This window comes from Hymenobacter latericoloratus (assembly GCF_014199535.1).
In the GTDB taxonomy this organism is placed as follows: domain Bacteria; phylum Bacteroidota; class Bacteroidia; order Cytophagales; family Hymenobacteraceae; genus Hymenobacter; species Hymenobacter latericoloratus.
This window is the reverse complement of sequence record NZ_JACHNV010000006.1, coordinates 113,060-135,245: the sequence shown is the minus strand read 5'-3', so window position 1 is coordinate 135,245 and position 22,186 is coordinate 113,060. Positions and strand designations below refer to the sequence as shown.

General features: G+C 62.4%; 20 protein-coding genes. 9 read left to right on the top strand and 11 right to left on the bottom strand.

The features are described 5' to 3' along the window. The first annotated feature begins 28 nt into the window (after positions 1–28). Positions 29–1,579, top strand: coding sequence for a glycosyltransferase family 39 protein (locus GGU46_RS17695; RefSeq protein ID WP_183404893.1), 1,551 nt, complete (start codon positions 29–31; stop codon positions 1,577–1,579). Positions 1,580–1,868: 289 nt separating this feature from the next. Here GGU46_RS17695 and GGU46_RS17690 read toward each other — a convergent pair whose 3' ends face one another. The 5 genes from GGU46_RS17690 to GGU46_RS17670 form a co-directional block, all read right to left on the bottom strand. Beyond that, positions 1,869–3,530 carry a M28 family peptidase gene (locus GGU46_RS17690; protein WP_183404892.1) on the bottom strand — a complete coding sequence of 554 codons (1,662 nt, stop codon included), beginning with the start codon at positions 3,528–3,530 and terminating at the stop codon, positions 1,869–1,871. A 118-nt stretch (positions 3,531–3,648) separates the two neighbouring features. Further along, entirely contained in the window at positions 3,649–4,008 is a 360-nt protein-coding gene (locus GGU46_RS17685; protein WP_183404891.1) for a hypothetical protein, read from the bottom strand. Between the two features lie 51 nt (positions 4,009–4,059). Next, positions 4,060–5,355, bottom strand: coding sequence for a PAS domain-containing protein (locus tag GGU46_RS17680; protein ID WP_183404890.1), 1,296 nt, complete (start codon positions 5,353–5,355; stop codon positions 4,060–4,062). 232 nt (positions 5,356–5,587) lie between these two features. Continuing rightward, a complete protein-coding gene (locus GGU46_RS17675; RefSeq protein ID WP_183404889.1) occupies positions 5,588–6,037 on the bottom strand; it encodes a GNAT family N-acetyltransferase in 450 nt (149 codons plus the stop codon). Positions 6,038–6,163: 126 nt separating this feature from the next. After that, positions 6,164–6,946, bottom strand: coding sequence for a fatty acid desaturase (locus tag GGU46_RS17670; RefSeq protein WP_183404888.1), 783 nt, complete (start codon positions 6,944–6,946; stop codon positions 6,164–6,166). Between the two features lie 328 nt (positions 6,947–7,274). Here GGU46_RS17670 and GGU46_RS17665 point away from each other — a divergent pair, with 328 nt between their 5' ends. From GGU46_RS17665 to GGU46_RS17650, 4 genes are all read left to right on the top strand, one after another. Beyond that, entirely contained in the window at positions 7,275–8,255 is a 981-nt protein-coding gene (locus GGU46_RS17665; RefSeq protein ID WP_183404887.1) for an aldo/keto reductase, read from the top strand. Positions 8,256–8,332: 77 nt separating this feature from the next. Then, positions 8,333–8,887: a DUF4136 domain-containing protein gene (locus tag GGU46_RS17660; RefSeq protein WP_183404886.1), complete on the top strand. Its 555-nt coding sequence runs from the start codon at positions 8,333–8,335 to the stop codon at positions 8,885–8,887. 108 nt (positions 8,888–8,995) lie between these two features. Beyond that, complete coding sequence (locus GGU46_RS17655) at positions 8,996–9,313, top strand: hypothetical protein (RefSeq protein ID WP_183404885.1); 318 nt, start codon at positions 8,996–8,998, stop codon at positions 9,311–9,313. Positions 9,314–9,800: 487 nt separating this feature from the next. Further along, positions 9,801–10,796 (top strand): glycoside hydrolase family 43 protein, encoded by a 996-nt coding sequence (locus tag GGU46_RS17650; protein ID WP_246399096.1) that lies wholly within the window; start codon positions 9,801–9,803, stop codon positions 10,794–10,796. Between the two features lie 571 nt (positions 10,797–11,367). On the opposite strand, the gene GGU46_RS17645 is transcribed toward GGU46_RS17650, so the two are convergent. Both GGU46_RS17645 and GGU46_RS17640 read right to left on the bottom strand, forming a co-directional pair. After that, positions 11,368–11,559, bottom strand: a complete 192-nt coding sequence (locus tag GGU46_RS17645) for an ATP-binding protein (RefSeq protein WP_317171935.1) — start codon at positions 11,557–11,559, stop codon at positions 11,368–11,370. Between the two features lie 12 nt (positions 11,560–11,571). Then, positions 11,572–11,736: a transposase gene (locus GGU46_RS17640; RefSeq protein WP_183404884.1), complete on the bottom strand. Its 165-nt coding sequence runs from the start codon at positions 11,734–11,736 to the stop codon at positions 11,572–11,574. A gap of 652 nt (positions 11,737–12,388) precedes the next feature. On the opposite strand from GGU46_RS17640, the gene GGU46_RS17635 reads away from it, so the two are divergent. After that, positions 12,389–14,029 carry an amidase gene (locus GGU46_RS17635; RefSeq protein WP_183404883.1) on the top strand — a complete coding sequence of 547 codons (1,641 nt, stop codon included), beginning with the start codon at positions 12,389–12,391 and terminating at the stop codon, positions 14,027–14,029. Positions 14,030–14,135: 106 nt separating this feature from the next. On the opposite strand, the gene GGU46_RS17630 is transcribed toward GGU46_RS17635, so the two are convergent. Continuing rightward, positions 14,136–14,945, bottom strand: coding sequence for an MIP/aquaporin family protein (locus GGU46_RS17630; RefSeq protein WP_183404882.1), 810 nt, complete (start codon positions 14,943–14,945; stop codon positions 14,136–14,138). A 273-nt stretch (positions 14,946–15,218) separates the two neighbouring features. Here GGU46_RS17630 and GGU46_RS17625 point away from each other — a divergent pair, with 273 nt between their 5' ends. From GGU46_RS17625 to GGU46_RS17615, 3 genes are all read left to right on the top strand, one after another. Further along, positions 15,219–15,758 (top strand): hypothetical protein, encoded by a 540-nt coding sequence (locus tag GGU46_RS17625; protein ID WP_183404881.1) that lies wholly within the window; start codon positions 15,219–15,221, stop codon positions 15,756–15,758. A gap of 416 nt (positions 15,759–16,174) precedes the next feature. Beyond that, positions 16,175–17,113 (top strand): efflux RND transporter periplasmic adaptor subunit, encoded by a 939-nt coding sequence (locus tag GGU46_RS17620; protein WP_183404880.1) that lies wholly within the window; start codon positions 16,175–16,177, stop codon positions 17,111–17,113. A gap of 21 nt (positions 17,114–17,134) precedes the next feature. Further along, complete coding sequence (locus GGU46_RS17615) at positions 17,135–17,758, top strand: hypothetical protein (protein WP_183404879.1); 624 nt, start codon at positions 17,135–17,137, stop codon at positions 17,756–17,758. 61 nt (positions 17,759–17,819) lie between these two features. On the opposite strand, the gene GGU46_RS17610 is transcribed toward GGU46_RS17615, so the two are convergent. The 3 genes from GGU46_RS17610 to GGU46_RS17600 all read right to left on the bottom strand — a co-directional run bounded on the left by GGU46_RS17610 (position 17,820) and on the right by GGU46_RS17600 (position 22,068). Beyond that, positions 17,820–19,019, bottom strand: coding sequence for a Gfo/Idh/MocA family protein (locus tag GGU46_RS17610; RefSeq protein ID WP_183404878.1), 1,200 nt, complete (start codon positions 19,017–19,019; stop codon positions 17,820–17,822). Positions 19,020–19,117: 98 nt separating this feature from the next. Beyond that, entirely contained in the window at positions 19,118–19,939 is an 822-nt protein-coding gene (locus tag GGU46_RS17605; RefSeq protein ID WP_183404877.1) for an aldo/keto reductase, read from the bottom strand. A gap of 398 nt (positions 19,940–20,337) precedes the next feature. Next, complete coding sequence (locus GGU46_RS17600; protein ID WP_183404876.1) at positions 20,338–22,068, bottom strand: PQQ-dependent sugar dehydrogenase; 1,731 nt, start codon at positions 22,066–22,068, stop codon at positions 20,338–20,340. Positions 22,069–22,186 lie beyond the last annotated feature (118 nt).

Here is a 22,186-nt window from a genome sequence, read left to right as displayed (position 1 = left end):
CGTATAGATGAATATCTATATTCAGGATATGAAACCTTCCCGGCAGCTGCCTCTGCTACTCTTCCTGCTGAAAGCCGTCAGCAGCTACCTCCTGGCCAGCCGTGCCTACGAACTTCACCGCGACGAGTACCTCTACCTCAACTACGGGCAGCATCTGGCCTGGGGCTACCTGGAAGTACCGCCCCTGACGGCCCTGCAAAGCTGGGTTACGCTGGCCCTGGGCGGGGGCTGGTTTTGGGTGAAGTTCTGGCCTATTCTGTGGGGTAGCCTGACGGTGTACGTGGTAGCGCGGGCGGTACAGCGGCTCGGGGGCGGGGCGTGGGCAGTGCTGGCGGCTGGCCTCTGCTACCTGGTCAGTGCCTATGCCCGGCTTAACTTTCTGTTTCAGCCCAACTCGTTCGAGGTTTTCGCCTTTACGCTGGCCTGCTACCTGCTGATCTGCTACCAGCAGGAGGCCCGGCCGCGCTACCTCTATATGCTGGGGGTAGGGTTGGGACTGGCCCTGCTGAACAAGTATTCGGCCCTGTTTTTTATTGCGGCGCTGGGAGTAGGACTGCTGCTGACGCCCGCACGGCGGGTGCTGGCTACCCGCGCCTTCTGGCTGAGTGCTGCCCTGGGGTTGGGCTTATGGCTGCCCAACCTGCTCTGGCAGCTGCGCCACGGCATCCCGTTCCGGCACCACATGCAGCTCCTGCACGATACCCAGCTAGTCAACGTATCGGGGGCCGATTTCTGGCAGGACCAACTGGTGACGTGTCTGCCGGCCCTGTGGCTGTGGGTGCCGGGCCTGCTGGCGTTGCTGCTCAGCCAGGCCCTGCGGCCCTACCGGGTGGTAGGCCTGATCTACTGCGGCGGGCTGCTGATTCTGACGGTGCTGCACGGCAAAAGCTACTACGCCCTCGGCTACTACCCCATTCTGTTCGCGGCGGGGGCCGTGTGGTGGGAAAGGCAGCTAAGCCGCCGGCCCCGCGCGGGCCGGGTACTACGGCCACTGCTGCTGCTGTTGCCGCTGGCGGTGAGCGTGCCGGTGTACCCGCTGCTGTTCACGCTCAACCCGCCCGCCCGCATGCTAGAGGTAGGGCAGCGCTACCGCAGCATGGGCGTGCTGCGCTGGGAAGATGGCCAGGACCACCCGCTCCCCCAGGACTACGCCGATATGCTGGGCTGGCAGGAAATGGCTGATAAAACCTGGCATGCCTACCAGGCCCTGCCCGCCGCTACCCGCGCCCAAACCCTTATCCTGACGGCCAACTACGGGCAGGCCGGGGCCATCAACTACTTTAACCGCCACCGCGCTATGCCCGCCGCCCACAGCTTCAATGGCAGCTACCTGTTCTGGTTTCCGGATTCCACGGCGCGAAGCTGGCAGCATATCCTGATAGTGGATGATGAGCCCGACGAGAATTTGAATGCCCGCTTCCAGCAGGTGCACCGGGCCGGCGAAGTGCAAAACCCCTACGCCCGCGAAAAAGGTACGCTCATCACCGTCGGCTCCGGCCCCGATGAGGCCATTCTGCAACAGATCAACCAGGAGCACCGGCAGGCCCTGGCGCAGTGGGGCAAGTTCGGAGGTCTGTAAAATCGGTACCAAAGGCACGCTAGGTAATGTCTAGTTGAGAGAGACATCATTCAGCGTGCCTGCCTTAAGCGTCATTCCGAGCTTGTCGAGGAATCCTGCGTGCTGACGCCCGGAGTAGCATTACAACATCAGCACGCGAGATGTCTCGACAAGCTCAGAATGACACGTTCTTTTGACTGGATAGTGACAAGCGCACCTGTTCCAGCAAACCCTCTGAAAACCAAAACCGGCCCCATCAGCAAAATAGCTGCTGACGGAGCCGGTCTTAGGGTTGAACAACTATCTAAGGTTACTGAGGCTGCGCGAACCGCTGACCAAAAAAGTCGCCGGGGTTCCAGGTGGGGCGCTGGGGATTCTGGGCCACCAGGTAGCCGATGAGGAAGTTCAGCTGCACGTACTTCTTGCCGGCTTCAAAGTCGAAGGTGCCGTTGATGTCGTCCTGGGGTTTGTGGTAGGTGAGGGCCCGCCACTTCTGCACCTGCTCGCTGAGGTTGTTTTTGCCATCGGGGGTGCGGTTGCCGTATTTGATGTGCAGGGCCGGAATGCCCTGAGCCACGAAGCTGTACTGGTCGGAGCGGATGAAGCGGTTCTGGTCAGGCTCGGGGTCCTCTTCCACCGTCAGGCTTAGGTAGCGGGCCGCTTCTGCCACGGGCTGGGCCAGCGTGGAGTGGCCGGCGCCCAGCGGTACTACCGATAGCAGGGGCGCAATAATGGTGGCCATATCGGTATTCACGTCGGCCACCAGCGCGGTTTTGGGCACCGTGGGCCGGGCTGCGAAGTAGGCCGAGCCCAGCAAACCCAGCTCCTCGCCGGTTTGCAGCACCAGCAGCACGCTGCGCTTGGGCTTTTGCTTGAGGTTGGAGTACAGGCGGGCAATTTCCAGCACCGAGGCTACCCCGGAGGCATTATCGTGGGCGCCGTTATAAATAGAGTCGCCCTTGACCGGCGTGCCTACCCCCAGGTGGTCGAGGTGGGCCGAGTGTACCACGTATTCTTGGCGCAGGGTAGCATCGGAGCCGGTAATCTTGCCTACCACGTTGTAGCTCTCAAAGTCCTGGTAGCCCGATTCCCAGCTGGCGGCCAGGGTGCCGCGCAGGGCCACCGGGGCCGGTTGTCCCTGGCGGAGGCTGCTCATAACTTTGGCCGTATCAGAGGCCGAGTTCAGCAGCAAGGCCTGCAGCCCCGCCGCCGACAACGTGCCCGTCATGCCTACCCCCGAGCCGCTGATAAATCCGCGGGCGGCGGCCACCTTACCATCAGCCCCCAATACGCTGGTGGTGGTAATGGGCCGGGCCGCCGCCGCAGCGGCTGCTGCCGGAACCGGGCGGGCGCTGGCGAACAGCACCCCCACGGCGCCGTGGCGGGCGGCCGTTTGCACCAGCAGGGTCTGGTCCTGGCTGGCCGAGGCGACGGTGCTGGGGAAGCGGCGGGGGGCGCCGCGCACAATCACCACTACCTTGCCTTTCACATCGAGGCCCTGGTAGTCGTCGTAGCCCTGGTCGGGGGCCGAGATGCCGTAGCCGGCGAAGGCCAGCCCGGTAGGCGCGAGGCGGGCGCTGGGCTGCTCGGGGTGAGGGTAGAGGTGTACCTCGGCCGGAGCCAGGGGCAGGCTGCCGCCGGTGGGTTGGTAGGTGACGGTAGCGCCCGGCTTGGTAGTGGCGCGCCGCAGCCGCACCCGCTGGGTAAAGCCGCCCTCTTCGCCGGCCGGCTCCACGCCGAAGCGCTTGAGTTGGCCGGTCACGTAGTCAACGGCCATCTGGTAGCCGGGCGTGCCGGGCTTGCGGCCCAGCAGCCGGTCATCGGCCAGGTACTGGATGTGGGCCTTGATGTCCTCGGGCTTTACCTTGGTTAGGGCTTTGGCCACCGGTTTGGGCACCGGGGCAGCGGTTTGGGCGGAAGCCGGGGCGGTAAGCAAGATACCAGCGGCCAGCAACAGGGGCAGGTGTTTCATGGGTCCAACATACGCAATAGCCCCACCAGTGGCTGCTTGCTACCGGGTGGGGCTAAGAAAAAGAGTGGCTATGATTTTCCGCGCCAAACAGTAGCGCGCTAAAGATGAATGGTTTCGGTTACGCGGCGGCCGGGGTTTGTTCCAGTTCTTTCAACAGAGCTTCAATGCGGGTGGCATGGGCATCGAGGCGCTCCAGGCCGGTCCGGGCTTCTTCCAGCTGCCCGCGCTGGTATTGTTGCACCAAGCCGCGGCCAGTGTCAATCATGCGGATGAGCTCCTGCTCCAGGCGCTGCACGGGCAGCACGGCGCCATAACGGGGCTTCACTACCGTATTCAGCCACTCGCCCAGCGGGTTCAGGGGTAGGGAAAACAGGTCGGGGTCGGGTTCCCGCACGCCGTAGAGCACGGAGCGCAGCCGCGACTTAAACAGCACCTGCTTGATGCGGGCCTGCTGAAAATCGAGGTTAGTTAACTCCATAACGGACAAGGTGTACGAGCAAGGTGAGGGGAGAGAGGGGCATATAGGGAATCAGCGACCAGCGTTTTCTAAGGCCCGCCGGGCGGCTACCAGGCTCGTGACGTCGTAGGCGAAAACCGTAATGCCGGCCTTCTGGCCCTGTTCTTCGAACAGCTGGTAGGTGAAGTTGAGGTAGCTGCGCTGCAGCTGCCCGCTGTCGTCGTGGTCCAGCTCAATCTGCACTTCGTTGCCCACAAACGTTTCTCCCGTAGTATATACTCCGTCGAGTAAGCCAATGAAACCTTGCTCAACAACCTCCGGCAGGGCTTCGGCCACGGTCTGGCCCACCAGCTGGCGGTTGGGAAACAGGCGCTGGTAGGGCGGGTTCACGAACTCGAAGCGGTGCTCGGGGCCGCGCAGAATGCAGATCAGCGCCGGCGTTTGCATAAACAGGTTGTAGAACGTTTCGCGCTGGCGCTGCACCTCCTGAAAGGCCTGGTACGCCTGGTCGGAGAGCAGGGCCTGCTGCTCGTTTTGCTCCAGCAGCTCCTGCACCATCAGCTTCTGGTCGTGGATGTCGGTGCCGCAACCCACCCACATGGTTACCTCGCCCTCGGCATTGCGACGCGGTACGGCCCGCACCAGCACCCAGCGGTACTGCCCGTCGTGGCGGCGCAGGCGGTACTCCAGCTGCAATTCCGTGCCCTGTTCGCGGGCCTGGTCCCAGAGGCGGGTAGTAGCGGCCAAATCGGCGGGGTGAACGTCCTGAGCCCAGCTCTGCCCCAGAATTTCCTGCGGCTCCCGGCCCGTAAACTCCAGCCAGCGCGGGTTAAAGTAATCGGCTTCGCCGGTGGGGAGGTTGGTCCACACCATCACGGGTAAAGACTCCAGAATGAAGCGGGTGCGCTCCTGCTGCTCGGCCAGCTCACGCTGGGCCTGCAGGCGCAGCTGCTCGGCGCGGTAGCGCTCCGTTACGTCCTGGGTGCGCTGCAGAATAAACTCCAGCTGCCCGTTTTCATCCAGAATGGGGTAGTGGGTGGCCTCCCAGTAGCGCTCCTCCAGGCCGCCCCCCTGCTCCGTGGGCCGCTCCAGGTCGTAGCGGATCAGGGGCATGGTGTGGGGCTGGCGGTGGCGCCGCACGTGCTCATGCGACTCCCGGATGATGGCCGCCGACTCCTCGTCGGAAGAGGGGTAGGCCTCGAAGAAGGGCTTGCCCACGGCTTCCTCCCGGCTTTTCATGGACACCCCTACGTGGCTGTTGGTATTGTCCACGATGGTGGCAGCGGCATCCGGGGCAATCAGCAGGAAGTTATCAGGAAGGGCATGGAAAAGCTTCTGGTAATCAACTGGGAAAGTGGGAACGGGCATGGTCGGGGTAGGCAGATGAAAGTGGCTTACAAAGCTGGCCGAAGCAACAACAAAGCTACAAGCCAATACTTCGGTAAAAAAGCGCTACGGTATTCAAACAAGATAAACTATTCAGCATGTACTACCGCTACCTCGGCCGTAAGTTTGCCCGTTGATAAATTTACGGTTCCGCTTAACAGCCAGGTAGCCCGCCAGCTGGGTAGTCAGCTATTCTGGTGAGAGAGATATTCCCTCAGGCCCGCACCATGTGAATATGCGGGATGCCGTCTTCGAGGTAGCCTTCGCCCACTTGCCGGAAGCCGAAGCTTTCGTAGAACTGCTGCAGGTAGAGCTGGGCCCCAATCTGGATGGGCTGCGCGCCAAACAGGCCGGCCACCGCCCCAATGGACTCCCGCAGCAACTCCCGGCCCAGGCCGTAGCGCCGAAATTTGGGCGACACCACCACCCGCCCGATGCTGGCCTCGGGGTAGCTGATGCCCGCCCCGAAAAGGCGGCTGTAGGCGGCCAGCTCGCCGGTTTCGGTGTAGCCCAGGAGGTGAAAAGCGGCCTGGTCCTGCCCATCGATGTCCTGAAAAGCGCAGGTCTGCTCCACTACAAATACTTCGGAGCGCAGCTGCAGCAGTGCGTACAACTCGGCAAGGGAAAGGGCCTCGAAGGGCTTGGTGGTCCAGGTTAGGGTCATGGCGGGGAGGGCAGAATTAGAGCACAAAAATAGCAGGCCTACCCAGCAAAAAGACTCCGCTTTGTCCTCTTAGGCGAGAAAAGCAGAGTCTCTACATTGAGTAACACAGGTAGGGTATAGCTACTATTACTCTTGCCAGGGCCAGCGCCAGCGGTAGGTGCGGGGCCTGGCTTGGGGTTTCTGGGTGGCGGGGCCAGCTACCTGCACGTCCCACACCAAGCCTAGCCGCCGCAGCACGGTAATCAGATGCCAGCCCAAATCCAGCTCATACCACTCAGTGCCCATTTTGGCAGAGCTGGGGTGAGCGTGATGGTTGTTGTGAAACCCTTCGCCAAAAGACAGCGCACCCAACACAAAGTTGTTGTAGCCGTGTTCCGCAGCGCGGTCAATGTCGTAGCGGGCGTAGCCGTACTTGTGAGACACGAAGCCCACAAACCAGTGCCCCAGAATGGTGACGCTGATGCGTAGGCAAACGCACACAATCATAGCTTCGAAGCTGAAAAAAGCCCAGATCAGGCCGGCGCCGGCTAGCACGTGCCAGTACCAGGTGCGCTCCAGAAAGCGCAACCACGGGTCGTGGAGGTCTTCGGGCGGAATAGCGTAGCGAGTTTCATCGGCTGGGCGCAGAGCTAGGTGCAAGTTCCAGCCATAGTCGCGCAACATGGAGTGGTCGTAGCGGAAGTAGGCTGGGCAGTCAGAGCGGTTTTGCCAGTAGTCGCGGTAGTAGTGCACCCGCACCCAGGAGAGCGGACCGCCGAGCCCTGAATGCACAAAGCAGTAGGCCAGTGCGCCACGGGTAAAGCGGGAGCAACGATAGGCCCGGTGAATAATGCCCCGGTGCAAGCCAATAGAGTGTCCGAGCCCTACCGTGATAATAGTGAGCAGAATGGATGCTAAGCTGCGCGACAAGGATAAGGAAGACCAGCCCCACTAGGCGGCGGGCACCAGCATCAGGTAGAGCCACCCAGACTTAAGCCAGCCCGGCACCAGCCGGTCGCCGGCCGCAACGCTGGCAGTAGAATTAAACAACGGCATACACGATGTAGGATATAGTAAAACAGAATTTCTGTATCGAAGATAACGAGCCAGCGGAGCCCAGCAATAGAGGGCGCAGAAACTAGTGGGCACATTGTGGCTGGGCGTGTCCGCACTCATTTGTTGCGGCATTTTCCGGGCCGCGTCCGTATAGCCCTACCTGAACTCTGGCCGCTACTCGCGGCCTGTTATCCTGACTTGTATGGATTATATCCGCTTGGGGGCCACGGGCCTCAAGGTTTCCCGCATCTGCCTGGGCACCATGACCTACGGCACGCCCACCGAGCGCTGGCCCTGGGCCCTGAACGAGGAGCAGAGCCGCCCCTTCATTCAGCAGGCCCTGGAGCTGGGCATCAACTTCTTTGACACCGCCGACGTGTACTCCAACGGAGCCAGCGAGGAGGTAGTAGGCCGGGCCCTGCGCGACTTTGCCAAGCGCGACGAGGTAGTACTGGCCACCAAAGTGTACAACCCCATGGGCCCCGGCCCCAACCAGCGCGGCCTCTCGCGCAAGCACATTCTGAGTGCCATTGATGCCAGCCTGAAGCGCCTCGGCACCGATTACGTGGACCTTTACCAGATTCACCGTTGGGACTACGAAACGCCCATTGAGGAAACCCTGGAAGCTCTGCACGACGTGGTGAAGGCCGGCAAGGCCCGCTACATTGGGGCCAGCAGCATGTACGCCTGGCAGTTTGCCCAGGCCCTGTACCTGGCCGACAAGCACAACTGGACGCGCTTCGTGAGCATGCAGCCCCACTACAACCTGGTGTACCGCGAGGAGGAGCGCGAGATGCTACCCCTCTGCCAGGACCAGAACATCGGCGTGATTCCCTGGTCGCCGCTGGCGCGGGGGCTGCTCACGGGTGGGCGCACCAAGGAGCGCAACGAAACGGAGCGGGCCAAAACCGACGCCTTCGGCAAAAGCCTCTACGGCCGCGACGACGACTTTGCCGTGGCCGACCGCGTGACGGAAATAGCCCAGGAGCGCGGCCTGCCCAACGCCCAGGTGGCCCTGGCCTGGATGCTGAGCAAGCCTGCTGTTACCGCCCCCATTGTGGGCGCCAGTAAGCCCGGCCACCTCCAGGATGCCGTGGCAGCTGTATCTGTAAAACTCTCTGAAGACGAAATCAAGCGCCTGGAAGAGCTCTACCAGCCCCATCCGGTGCTGGGCTTCTCCTAACGCATAACCCTACCCCCAGCCGGCGGCCAAACCCTTGGACCTCTGTTGTTCTCCTTCCCCTGACTTCGCTTTTGTCTATGAAAACGCTTCTTATTGCCGGGCTGCTGCTGACAGCGGCGGCCGGCTGTTCGCCCGTCCGGGTAGAGTCCACGGCCCAGACGCCGGGCGTCGATTTCTCGGCGTATAAAACCTACAACTTTATGGATGTTACGGCCCGCAACGAAGCCGCTTTTGCCGGCGGGGCCGTGGGCATTGAGGAGCTGAAGCGGGCTGTAGGCCGGGAGCTGGAGCGCCGTGGCTACCAGCGCGCCGACGCGCCGGATGTGTGGGTAAACATTGGGGTAGTAACCGAGGAAAAGGTGCAGACCCGCGAAACCAACATTCAGTTTGATGGGCCCCGCTACATTGGGCAGCGCCGCTACCGTTGGGAAAAGCAGCAGGTGCCCGTCGGGACTTACCGCGAGGGCACAGCCACGGTGGACATTGTGGATGCCGCCCGCAACACCCAAATCTGGCAGGGGGTAGCCGCCAGCACGCTTTCCAAAGACCCCGAAAAGCTGGCCGCCCGCATTGATGAGGGCATTGCCACCATGTTCGAGAAGTATCCGGTGCCGCCCCGGCAGGAGCGGTAAATGCGCATAGTTGAGCCACCAAATCCGGCAGCGGCTCGTATGACCTGAAGAAACCGTTGCCTGGCCCACCCGTGGGTGCGGGTCGGTACATCTAATATTCCTACTTCCATGTCTAAGAAGTCTAACCTCACGGCCTTGATTGGGGCCTCGCTGGCCGGCCTGGCCGCCGCCGTGTACATCAGCCATTCGCAGGGCAGCTGGCCCTTCGCCAGTAAGCAGAATGAAGGCGAAGAAACTGATTCAGATAGTCCGGCGGCCGGTTCTGCCTCGCCGAAGGAAGCTACCCCCAACAGCGCCGCCGCTGCCAAAGGCAAAAGCGCCCCGGTAGATGTGGCCCTTACCAACGAGGTAGCCAGCTACACCGAGCATAACCCTAACAACGCCGGCGACTTCACCGACGACGGCGCCACCGGCAACGCCGATTAGCCCCTAACTCCTAAGTGTAGCTTTGTCCCTACCCCCAGGGTAGGCGAAAGCCATCTGAACGGCCCCGGCTCGCGCAGCCGGGGCCGTTTTTGTTGAGTTGCAGGGTAATAACGCTGTGGTTGCTACCGCAAACGATTGGATAGTTTTTCTTCGGGAAAGAGGCTGCTGGAACAGGACAGCAGGCGGGGGAGAGGTCTATATTTGGCAGTAATAGAAGCTTTGAGTGGCTACCCCACCGGCAGTAGCCGGACGCCTAATTGCTCCGGTACGTGTAGTTGAAGGGCTGCTAGCAAGGCTTCACATCTCGAACTGTCATCTTCCTTTTCACTTTCACTTTCCCACCGTGTCCCTGAAAAAACTGCCCCGCTATTTCAAGCCCTCCCTGGCTCTGCTTGTGCCCCTGGCCTTGGGCACCGCCTGCCAAAGCAACTCTAACCCGGCCGCCTCCGGCGAAAACGGTGCCGCAGCTGATAGCACCGCCCAGGCCCTGGCAGCCGACAGCTCGGCGGGCAGCGGCAAAAAGTACCTCTCGCAGCCGCTGATTAAGGAGATTTATACCGCTGACCCCTCGGCCCACGTCTTCAACGGCCGCATCTACATCTACCCCTCGCACGACATTGAAACGGGGATGCCGGAAAACGACAACGGCGACCATTTTGCCATGCGCGACTACCACATTCTGTCCATGGACAGCGTGGGCGGCAAGGTAACGGACCACGGTGTGGCCCTGGATGTGAAAGATGTGCCCTGGGCGGGCCGCCAGATGTGGGCCCCCGACGCCGCTTTCAAAAACGGCAAGTACTATTTCTACTTCCCCGCCAAAGACAAGCAGGATGTGTTCCGCATTGGGGTAGCCACCAGCACCTCGCCCACGGGGCCCTTCAAGGCTGAGCCCAAGCCCATTGCAGGTAGCTTTAGCATTGACCCCGTAGTGTTTGAGGACACCGATGGCACTTCCTACATGTACGTGGGCGGCATTTGGGGCGGACAGCTGCAGCGTTGGAAAACCGGCAAGTACGACGCCAGCGTGAAGCCTGAGCCGGCCCCCAATGAGCTGGCTCTGGGGCCAAAAGTGGCCAAAATGAGCAAAGACATGCTCAGCTTCGCCGAACCCGTGAAGGAAGTGAAAATCCTGGATGAAAACGGCAAGCCCCTGCTTTCCGGCGACAACAAGCGCCGCTTCTTCGAGGGGGCCTGGATGCATAAGTACCAGGACAAGTACTACCTCACCTACTCCACCGGCGACACCCACCTGTTGGTGTACGCCACCGCAACCTCGCCCTACGGTCCCTTCACCTACAAAGGCGTCATCATGAACCCCGTAGAAGGCTGGACCACCCACCACTCCATCATCGAGAAGGATGGCAAATGGTACATTTTCTACCACGATACGCAGCTCTCGGGCAAAACCTGGCTGCGCAACGTGAAGGTAACCGAGCTGAAGCGTACCCCGGACGGCGGCTTCGAAACCATCAATCCGTAAGCGTTTTCCTACCCCACAAGAAAGGCCCGAACCTGCCGCAGGTTCGGGCCTTTCTTGTCTAACGGCACGCAAGCCGCAAGCCGGAGCCAAATACCAAAGCCAACGTGGGCTCCCGGGTCGGGCGCCCGATTGGCTCCCCGCTAACCCTGGCTACGACTCTGCTCCGTGCTGAACAAACCGGGTGCGCGTCTGCTGGCCTTAGTTCATATTGCGGCAACTATGCTGTGGGGGCGTGGGGGCACACTTCCTGGCCTCCATCTACTCGTTCCACCACCTCGGCCGGGCAGCCGCCCCGTAGAACCCGCATTGCGTCATCGAAAGAAACTCGGCAACTTCGGCCGCTTTTTTCCTACCCCAGTAGGAGCCGTTTCGGGCTCGGCAGTGGGTAGCGCACCAACCCGGTCTTTTTATCACGACCGAATGCAAGACAGGTGCAGGGAGGCAGCGAAAGCAGCAGATCTTGACGCCTGTTTCCGCCTATACGGCTAAGCCAGAAGCCTCCCCCCGCACCTCCGGCTCGGTTGAGTGGAACGGAGATAGTACCATTTCAACGGTTCACCCTTTGCCTGGCTTATGGAAAACGCAACTGAAACCGGCTGCCCGCTCCTTCCACGGAATGCACGTGAATGCTGCCGTGGTGCAGCTGCATGATTTGCTGGGCCAGGCTGAGCCCGATGCCGGAGCCGCCCGGGTCGGTGGTGAAGAACGGAATGAAGATGCTCTCCAGCAGGTCCGGCGCGATGCCGCGGCCGTTGTCGACTATTTCCAGTACTACCTACGACCCGAACCGCTCCGGCAACTCGCGCCAGGCGCAGCCCGTGCGCACCCGGTAGAGCACCGCGTTGACAAACTGCCGGTTGTCGCGGCCCGTGCCCAGCCGCCCCCGCGTGTGCGGCTCGACCAGCTGCCATTCCCGTTCGCTTAATTCATGACGACGCATCTGGCAAAACTAATCCTTGCTGTCCACAGACTTTAGTAGCTGAAGCCGGTTCATAAAGCTGCCGAAGGAGGTTACACACGCGGCCCCCAGTGTCACCCAGCTATAGAGGGCAGCAGGGCGACGTCTTGGCACCTGCGTGACCCCAACCGCTGTCAACAACGCCAAGCACAGGGGCACGGTCACTGCACCATCAATAAGACAAACACAGCGGCATCGAGCACTGGAAAATCAACTTCCTGCGCGGTGGGACGTGAATCCCCATGGGGCCACTGTTCATAGACTAGGTAATAACGGAAGCCGAAGCCGGCGCACACCAAGACGTACGCGGTCGATACTGATGCACATCGCCATAACCAGTGTGCCAGCGGGCGAACAGACGGCGGTAGGTATATAGGGACTGGACGCAGGCGATTATCGGCCGGAAACGGCGGAAAGAACAGAAAATTGCTCATTACCTTGCCCAGAGCACATCTACCTTACTATGGTTTAGTCGCAGCGCAGCTGGCGCGGGCATAGCAAAGTGTGAAGCGTTCCGTAAACTTACGTCAAGCCTAGCCAAGCTGGGCACCGGCGCGCGGTTCGTTAAGCCAGCCTCAGCCGACTGAATTTACCAAACGCCGCTCAACTTCGCGCACCCACCGCCTCCGCTCTTATGCACCGCCGCCTCTTCCTGCGCCACGCCGCCCTAGCCACTACCGCCCTGGCCGCGTTGCCGCTCAGCGTCTGCTCGCCTTCGGAAAGCACCCCGCCCGGGTCCACCCCGGCCGCCGCCGCCGAACCCGCCGGCTTTGCCCTCCACGAGGCCACGCTGGCCGACTTGCAGGCCTACCAGCAGCAGGGCCGCTACTCGGCGCGGCAGCTTGCGGAGCTGTATTTGAAGCGCATAGAAGAGTTAAACCACAAGGGCCCCACCCTGCGGGCCGTGCTCTCTACTAACCCCGACGCGCTGCGCCTCGCCGACGCGCTGGACCAGGAGCGCCGGGCCGGCCGGGTGCGCGGGCCGCTGCACGGCATCCCGATTTTACTTAAAGACAACATCGACACCGGCGACGCCCAGCCTACGACGGCCGGGGCGCTGGTGCTGGCCGGCCACCGGGCCCGGCAAGACGCCTTCATCGTGCGGCAATTGCGGGCGGCCGGGGCTGTGGTGCTGGGCAAAGCCAACCTGAGCGAATGGTCGAACTTTCGCTCCACGCACAGCAGCAACGGATGGAGCACGCTGGGCGGGCAGACGCGCAACCCCTACGTGCTCGACCGCTCGCCCAACGGCTCCAGCTCCGGCTCGGCCGTGGCGGTGGCGGCCAATTTGTGCGCCGCCGCCGTGGGCACCGAAACCGACGGCTCGGTGGTGTCGCCGGCGTCGGCCTGCGGCCTCGTAGGCCTCAAGCCCACCGTGGGGCTGCTCAGCCGCGCGGGCATCATCCCGATTTCGAGCACCCAGGACACGGCCGGCCCCATGGCGCGTACCGTGCGCGATGCGGCCCTGCTACTCGGCGCCCTAGCTGGCCCCCCCGTGCCCGACCCCGCCGACCCCGCCACCGCCGCCCGCGCCGGCCATGCCCCAACCGATTACACGACCTATCTGCAAGCCAGTGCCCTGCGGGACCAGCGCCTGGGCGTCGAGAAATCGTATCTGCGCGACCCTTCCGCCGCCGGAGACTTGCTGCGGCAGGCCGCCGCAGAGTTGAAAAAATTGGGCGCCGCCCTGGTCGAGGTGGAACTGCCGCGGCCCCTCAAGCCGATTGGGGACATCGAGATGGAGGTGCTGCTCTATGAGTTCAAGGACGGCGTGAACCGCTACCTGGCCTCGGCCGGGGCGCCGGTAAAGTCGCTGGCCGACGTCATTGCCTTCAACCGCCAAAATGAGGCCCGCGTAATGCCGTTTTTTGAGCAGGAGCTACTGGAAAAAGCCGAAAAAACCGACGGACTGAACAGCGCCAAGTACCGGGCCGCGCTGGCCCGCTCCAACGGCGAAAGCCGACGCGGCCTGGACCGGCTTTTTGCTGAACATCAGCTCGTTGGCCTCGTCGGTATCACCGCCGGCCCGGCCTGGAGCCTAGACCTTGTGCACGGCGACTCCGACGCGGGCCAGAGCTTTACCACGCCCGCCGCCACGGCCGGCTACCCCCACCTGACCGTACCGATGGGCCAGGTCCACGGGCTGCCGGTGGGCCTCTCCTTCGTGGGGCCGGCCTGGAGCGAGGCCCGCCTGCTGGGCCTGGGCTACGCCTACGAGCAGGCCACCCGCCACCGGCGGGCGCCGACGTTTCTGGCTGGGTTGGCGGGGCAGTAGCGCCATTCCGGCCCGGCCGGCTTAGTCCCTGAACAAGCGGTTGTGGTGCTGCCAGCACTGATGGACCGGGCAGGCGTTCTTACTGCTCGGGGTAGCCATAGCGGCCTCAGCTGGCCGTAACATTCGGGTAATGCGGCGGTTCCGTCGTAACCGCCGCGGCCCCTGATTGGTAACGCGGGCGGGCCAGCCATAGCCGCTGAAATAGCACTGCTGCCAGCCACATGGCAGCCGGGGGCGCCACCAGATACAGCCACAGCCCGGTGTAGTCGCGGGCCGCCACGGCCGAGGCCAAGGTGCGCAGCGGGTTCAAACTCATGCCGGATAGGGGCGTTTCCCAAATCACATAAGCTGCCAGCAGCGCCGACCCCATCCAGCCCGCGGCCTTCTGCAGCCGCGCCGAATGCAGCGCCGCCAGCAGCACGAGCATAAATACCAAGGAAATAACAAACTCCGCGACGAAGGCCAGGAGGGGGCCGTCGGGGCCGGGCTGGGTGGTGCCAAAATGAATGCGGGGGTGTCCATAGTACCTAAGCAGGCCGATTTTGAGCAGCCACACCGACCCAAAGCCACCCACCGCCTGGGCCAAAGCGTACCAGAGGGCATCGGTCCCGGTAATTTTGCCCAGCTGCCAGAAAGCCAGCGTGATGGCCGGGTTGAGGTGGGCACCGGAGCGCTGGCCCCAGGGGGTGTAGGTGATGGCCGCCACCATCAGCCCCATGCCAATGCCCAGCGGTACCCGCCGCAGGTCCTCGCCCACCCCTCGCGCTGCCAGGGCCTGGTGCAGCACCGAGGCCGGGTGCTCCAGCGCGATGGACAGCAGACCGGTGAATATTACGAATACAGCCAGGCCCGCGGCCTCGGCCAAGTAGTAGGGCCAGTGTTGGCCTCGGCCGGAGGCTTGGTTTGGAAGACGCATTTTAATTTACGGCGGGACGAATGTTAGTTATTTCTTGGGCGCCTCTGCCGGGGACAATCAAAGATTGATGCATTGGCTGGCGGCTTCAGGGGCAACTAGTTTGCGTTGAGTTAACGCAGGTTCCACCGGCTTAGGGCGACATGCGGACGTCGTTCAGTGGCTGCGCTAAATAAGATGCTGACCATGAGGCAGATATTATTCTATGTAACTGTTGCCCGTAACGTGAAATAGCCCCTTTTTTTGGGATTCGGACCGTTTCTGTGAACAGCATAAGTGAACGCACTGATTGCATTGATGAAATGCGACGGTTTGCACCCTATTTTATCTTTCATCTTTCCCGAAGATACTTTCTCCTGCACCGACCGATTCGCCTATGCTTCGTGCCATCTTTTCGCGCAATGCCATCTGTGTATTGGTCATTCTGCCTACCCCGGCCCGGCTGGATTTCACAATGACTACCCCCTTTTCCTCGATGTCTTCGCCTGCCTGACTGGTGTTATCAACGCCCTGATTGCGTGGCCGCTGAAACACCACTTAGTGGTCCTTGCTATCAGCTTTCCTCAACTGCTGTATTGTCTGGGTGCTACGGCCTCAAATGACGAAATCGGCTACGAAGAAATGCGGTGGGACCTCTTGTTGCCAAAGGCACCCGATGCGATACACGATTTGCTCCAAGCAACGAGTGCACTGGCCGCCTTGCTCATGCCCGGGGTAGCTGTCTTTCTGTGCTTATTGGTGCTGTACAACGCCGCGCGAAAGCACTTCAGGCGCAAACCAGCGCCAACCACTTCGACAACTCTACGTCACCGGTGACAGAAGCCAACCTATACGCTCTTGCTGAGCGCCCGGCAGCAGCCCATTGGCACTAGGTGCCAATGGGCTGCTGCCGGGTCCGGTGAGCTTAAGAAACTCGTCTACGATTCCTTGTGCACGAAATGCATCGAAAGGGTGAGTTTCGTGAACTCCCATTTCGCCCTGCTAAGTGGCCTTGCATGCAATAGTCCAAGTCAGGCGGCAAAGCTTTCTGAGTCCTGCAAGCCGATTTCCTGGGCCAGGACCGCAGGCGGGTGTATCATAACCGGACGGTTACGTGTATCGAAACCGGACGCTTTAGCGGAGTTGGGCAAAAAGCAATAAGCTGATTTGCTGCAATACAAGTAGTTACAACAAAGGCGCCTTTGTTGGCACAACCCAAGAACGCAACCCCGCGACCTGATGCCCTTGCCTGCATGGACGTTCCGATTCTCCCGAAAAAGTGGCCGCTGGCCAGGCTCCTGCTGGTAGCGGGGGGCGTGCTGCTGGTGGGGCTGCTGGCCACCAGCGTGTTCACGGCCTGCTCGGCCGCCGGGCTCCGGGTAGATACCCGCCGCCTGACCATCAGCCCGGTAAGCCGGGGCGCTTTTCAGGAGTTCACGGCCCTCGACGGCGTGGTGCAACCCCTGCGTACCACTTACCTCGACGCGGCCGAGGACGGCACGGTGCAGGAGCTGCTGGTGGAGGAAAGCGCGACGCTGACGCCGGGCCAGCCGATTCTGCGCCTGACCAACACGAACCTGCAGCTGGAAATGGTGAACCGCGAAACGGCCGTGTTTGAGCTGATGAACAACCTGCAGAACACGCGCAACCAGCTGGTGCAAAACCGGATGCAGCGCCAGAATCAGCTAACCGACCTGGATTTTCAGCTCGCCGAGGCCCTGCTGCTGGTGGGGCTCCTGCTGCCCGCCTTCAATGAACTGACGGGCAAAAACCTGGCCTTGACGTGGGATTTCCGGCTGGTGCTGGCCTTTTTGGGAATTGGCCTGGCCACGGGGCTGCTGGCCGGCAGCTACCCGGCCTTTTACCTGTCGGGCTTTCGGCCCGCCGCCGTTCTGAAAGGCAAACTGGCGGCGGGGGCGGCCGACCGGTGGACGCGGCAGGGCCTGGTCGTGTTCCAATTCACGCTGTCCGTGCTGTTCATCGTGGCCGTGCTCGTCATCAACCGGCAACTCGCCTTTGTGCAGCGCAAAAGCCTGGGCTACGAGAAGCAGAACGTGCTGTATTTTGAAACCGCGGGTCGGGCCGCCCAGCGCCCGGCGGCGTTTCTGGCCGAGGTGCAGAAGCTGCCCGGCGTGGTCAGGGCCTCCGCGCTGTGGGGCGGCTTGCTGGGGGAGCGAGGGCCGGGGCGGTAAGTGGAGTGGCAGGGGCGCAAAGTGCTAGCCCACACGCTGCTGGCCAGCTACGACCTGCTGGAAACGCTGCGCATCCGCCTCAAGGAAGGCCGCAGCTTCTCGCCCCGGTTCCGGTCCGACACGGCCGGCATCGTCGTCAACGAAGCCCTGGTGGCCGGCCTGGGCATGACGCAGCCGGTGGGCCAGTGGCTCGGCCAAGCGCGCATTCTGGGCGTCGTCCGCGACTTCCACTACGAGTCACTGCACGAGGAAGTCCGGCCGCTGATGGTGCGCCTGGAACCGCAAGCGGGCACGCTGATGGTGAAGCTGCAACCGGGTCAGGAGCAGGCTACGCTGGGCCGGCTCCAGAAACTGTACACCGCCTACGCGCCGGGCTTTACGCTGGAGTACCAGTTCCTGGAAACCGACTACCAGGCCCAGTACGCCGCCGAGCGGCGCGTGGCCGTGCTTTCGCGCTACTTTGCGAGCCTGGCAATTCTCATTTCCTGCCTGGGCCTGCCTTTTGGGCAGTTCGCTGAGCGGCGGTGCCTGGAGAGCCGGGCCCCACCCGGCCCCCAGGCACCGCCCCCGCACCGTCTCTGCAAAACGGCGCTTGTCTGGGCCCCGTGGTTTTTTCGCGCCCCGGCAGCAGTGGGGCGGCCGTGAGCAGATGGTCCAGGCTGCACGCTACCCTTCACGCGTAACACCTCCTGCCTTCTAAATGCGGCTACTTACTGTTCGTTTTATCCAGTACGGCTACCACATCTTTGGTGGAAACCTTCTGGCCGGTGGCGGCGGCGCGGTAGATGGCTTGCAGCAGCTGCACGTCGCGCAGGCCCATTTCGCCGGGTACGCGGGTGGGCTTGTTGTTCAACACGCAGTCGGCGAAGTCGTCCATCTGGCGGGCCTGTTGGGGCACATTTTCGAGGTTCATAGGGCCCTGGCTGGTGCGGCCCTGCAAGCCGCCGTAACCGAAAGCAGGCTGCAATTCCATAAAGCCCTTGGCGGTTTCGGCCCGAAGGCGGCTGTTGAGGTTCTCGGCGTAGCTGGTGCGGCAGTCGGCCACCGAACCATCGGCAAACTGCATCTGCCAATTCACGCCGGCCTCCACTTCCTTGAACAGCCCTTTCGGATCGGGGTTGGGCGCCAGCTTGGCTGTAACCGAAACCGGAAGCTGGCCTTTGGTATAGATAACGCCCTGCACGCAGTAAATCCCCATGTCCATGAGGGGCCCGCCGCCGGCCAGCTCCTTGTCCACGCGCCAAGGCGTGTCGTTGTTGAAGCGGAAGCCGTTGTCGGCCACCAAGCGCTTGATGGGGCCCAGGGTCTGCTGCTGGCCCAGGCGCATCATCTCCTGGTGGTGGGGCTCGAAGTGCAACCGGTAGCCGATGCTGAACTTCTTGCCCGCCTTTTGCATAGCCGAAATCATGCGGCGACACTCCTCGGCGGTGGGCGCCATGGGCTTCTCGCAGATAACGTGCTTGCCGGCCCGGGCGGCCCGCTCCACATACTCGGCGTGCATGCCCACTGGCAGCACCACGTACACAATGTCAATGGCGGGGTTATCGACGATGCGGTCGAAGGTTTTGTAGTCGTAGATGTTCTGGTCGGGCAGGCTGTACTGCTGCTTCCATTTGGCGGCTTTCTCCGGGGAGCCCGTCACGATGCCGGCCAGCTTGCAGAGCTTGGTTTGCTGCAGGGCCGGGGCCAGCTGACCCGTGCTGTACTTGCCCAGGCCTACCAGGGCCACGCCCAGCTGCTTACCACTCTGCAGCGCCTCCAGGCTGGCCGGCCCGTAGCTGATTTCCTCCAGCCACGACAGCGGCCCGCCTACCGCCGAAGCGCCCACCAGGGTAGCCCCCAGCCCCAGCGAAAACGTGCGCATAAATTCCCGGCGCCCGGCCGGGTTCCCATCCCATGATTTCATAACGCAAGCAGGTTGGTTTCCGGAAGTAGGTACCGGCTTTGCTGCCAGTAGGTTGCGGCTGTCCGGCAGTGTAGGCGCCGGGGGCAGCCGGCGCCGCCCTACAACCCGCGCACGTAGGCCGCCATTTTCTCACGGGTAGCTTCGTCCGGCAGGGGCCCTTTGGCGGCCCGGAGGTTGTCCTGGAGGTGGGTGGGGTTGCTGGTGCCGGGTATCACGCACGTCACGGCGGGGTGGGAGAGGATAAACCTGAGCAGAAACTGCGGCCAGCTGCTGATGCCCAGCTCCGTAGCCCAGGGCGGCAGCGCCTTGCCACGAAGCCGGGCCAGCAGGCTGCCTTCCGTAAAGGGCCGGTTGATGAGCGTAGCCACCCCCAACTCCGCCGCGGCCGGGAGCAGGCGCTGCTCAGCGTGGCGGTCGAGGATGGAGTAGTTGAACTGCACGAAATCCAGCTTCTCCAGCCGCAGCACCCGCTCCAGCTCCGGGTGCATGGCATCGGTGTAGTGGGTGATGCCGAGGTAGCGCACCCGGCCCGCAGCCTGCCAGTCGCGCAGGGTAGCCAGGTGAGTTTTCCAATCGACGAGGTTATGAATCTGGAGCAAATCCAGGGTAGGGCGGCGCAGCTTGTGCAGAGAGTCTTCCATCTGCCGGATGCCTGCCTCCCGCCCCTGGGTCCAGACTTTGGTGGCGTAGAAAAACTCCTGCTGCGCGGGCAGGGCACTGGTCAGCTCGCCCACTACCTCCTCCGCCCGCCCGTACATCGGCGACGAATCAATAACGCTACCCCCGGCGGCGCGCAGGGTTTCCAGCGTCTGGCGCAGCGGCGGTTGGCCGGCCACCCCGCGCACATCAAACGTCTGCCAGGTTCCCAGCCCCACCACGGGTAGGGGCTCCTGGCTGGAAGGGATAGGGCGGGTGAGCATAAGGAGGTGAGTGATGAGGTGATGAAGTAAATAGTGACAGGTGACACGTGGATAGCTTGTTAGGCTAAGCTCTGCGGAGAAACTGCCTGACTCAGATTGAATTACGGAGTGAAGTAATCTAAAACTAGTAACTAGTTCCCCTCCTCAGATGAGGAGGGGGTAGGGGTGGTTGAAAGACTAGAGTTAGAAAACTAGAACTAGTAAGTCGTTCAACGAGTGGTCAACCACCCCTAGCCCCTCCTCATCTGAGGAGGGGAACTAGCTCTAGCCTTAGTTCCAACTTTAGTTATATAACCCGTAAGGTTTACTTGTGTCAGTGGAGGTTCTTTACACGGGCAAGCGTATCAGGGTTTTGTGCCGGAATAACGCTACGGGTTGTTTGTTGTCCTGACTCGTTTTCACTGCTGCCGCAGCCCGGTCAGCAGGGCCGGGGCGTTGCGCTGGGCACGGGCTTTTTCCTGGGGCGTGAGGGCAGGCTTTAGCAACAGGTCGAAGATGGGCTGTTGGGCGGGGGGTAGGCCGGCGCGCTTGGCTCGCTGGTCTTTTGGCTTCAGGGCTTTCACGAGGGTAGTGGCTTGCTGCAGGGCTTGCTCCGGAGTGGGAGCGGGGTTGCTGCCGCGGGGCGGGGTAGTGGTGTGGCCGCCGCTCACGTACGTAAACTCAATCAGGCAGCCCTGGCAGGCGGTGCCTTTGGGCGCTTCCTCCGAGGGACCCGAGGTGATGGAGGCGCTGTCGGTGGCCAGGTAGAGCTTGGTGCCATCGGGCGACATGGCCAGGTCGCGGTAGCGGATGGGGCCGCGGAAGTACATCAGCGTGTCGGAGGCTACGGCGGTGCCGTCGTCGGTGAGCTGCAGCCGGATCAGCTTGCCTTTTTTCAGGGTCGGAATCAGCAGGGAGTTTTGCCAGCCCGGAATAGCCGTGGCCGAGTACACCGCCAAGCTACTAGGCGCCTCGGAGTTCCAGGTGGGCTCGTCGGAGCTATGGGTGCGGGTACGGGTGAGGACGGTGGTCAGGAACTGGTTGCTCAGCGGATACAAGGAGGCAATGGGGTTGCGGTAGTCAGCGCCCAGCCGGGCAGCGTTGGCCTGCTCACTCCCGATGGTGGGGTAGGTGGTATGCCAGGGCCCGGGGAGGGTAGCGTGCTCGGAGGCCGCCGCGGCCAAGCCGTTGTAGTTGCCATCGGCCAGGCCAATCACCAGCGGGTGACCGTAGTTTTTGCCCCGCTCCACCAGGTTTACTTCGTCGTCGGAAAACGGACCGTGCTCGGAGGCGTAGAGCCGGCCGGTGCCGCCTACCACGGCGTAGGCCAGGCCCTGGGCGTTGCGATGACCCCGGCTCCAGACGGCGCTCTGCCGCTGCCCATGGCTGAACGGGTTATCGTTCGGAATCCAGCGGTCATACTGGCCCAGGTCGGTGTCGGGCTCCGGGTTGAAGCGCAGCACTTTGCCCTCGTAGGAAGCCGGGTTTTGCGCGTGGTTGGGTCGGCCGCCGTTCTCAAACTGCCCCGCCCCCAGGTCGCCGACGGAGTAAAACAGATAGTCGCGGCCGGCTACCGGGGCTATCAGCAAGCGGCCGGCGTTGTGGTCGTTGCTGGCCGGAATAGAGTCGCACAGCACCAGGGGGCGCGCGAGCTGCTGCCGGGTGGCATCGTACTCGTAGCGCACCAGGCGAGCCGTGAAATAGTTGCCGCCGTGGTTGGGGCGGCTGCCGTTGCCGGGTTGGTTGGCCCCTTCAAACCGATAGATATAAGTCAGGTACACGTAGGGCTTGCCGGTGAGCAGCTGCGGGTGCAGGGCCAGGCCCATCAGTCCGCCCTGGGGCCAGGGCTTACCCCCGTCCACGGAGTCCGGAACCTTGTCGTAGCGCGGAAACTCCCGGTTTTTGCTCAGGTCCAGCAGCACCTGCCGGGCCCCGGTGGCGGGGTTCACGCGGCTGACGCGGTAGCCGCGGGCTTCGGTAATCCAGAGGAAATTATCGGGGCCGTAGGCTACTTCCCACGGGTCGCTGAGCTTCTCAGTAATCACGCGCCGCGTAAATTGCTCGCCCAGGGGCCCGCTCACGGTTTGAGCCACTGCCGGACCTGATACGGCTACTGCTGCCAGCCCGCCAAGGAAATAGGAAAACCGCACGACAGATAAGGTTCAGGTTGAAAAAACGCGCCTCATGGCGGCTTATCCTTACTTACCGGCGCGGCGGCGGGTTATCGTTGACCTCGGTATTCGTTGTCATTCCGAGCGGCGCGAGGAG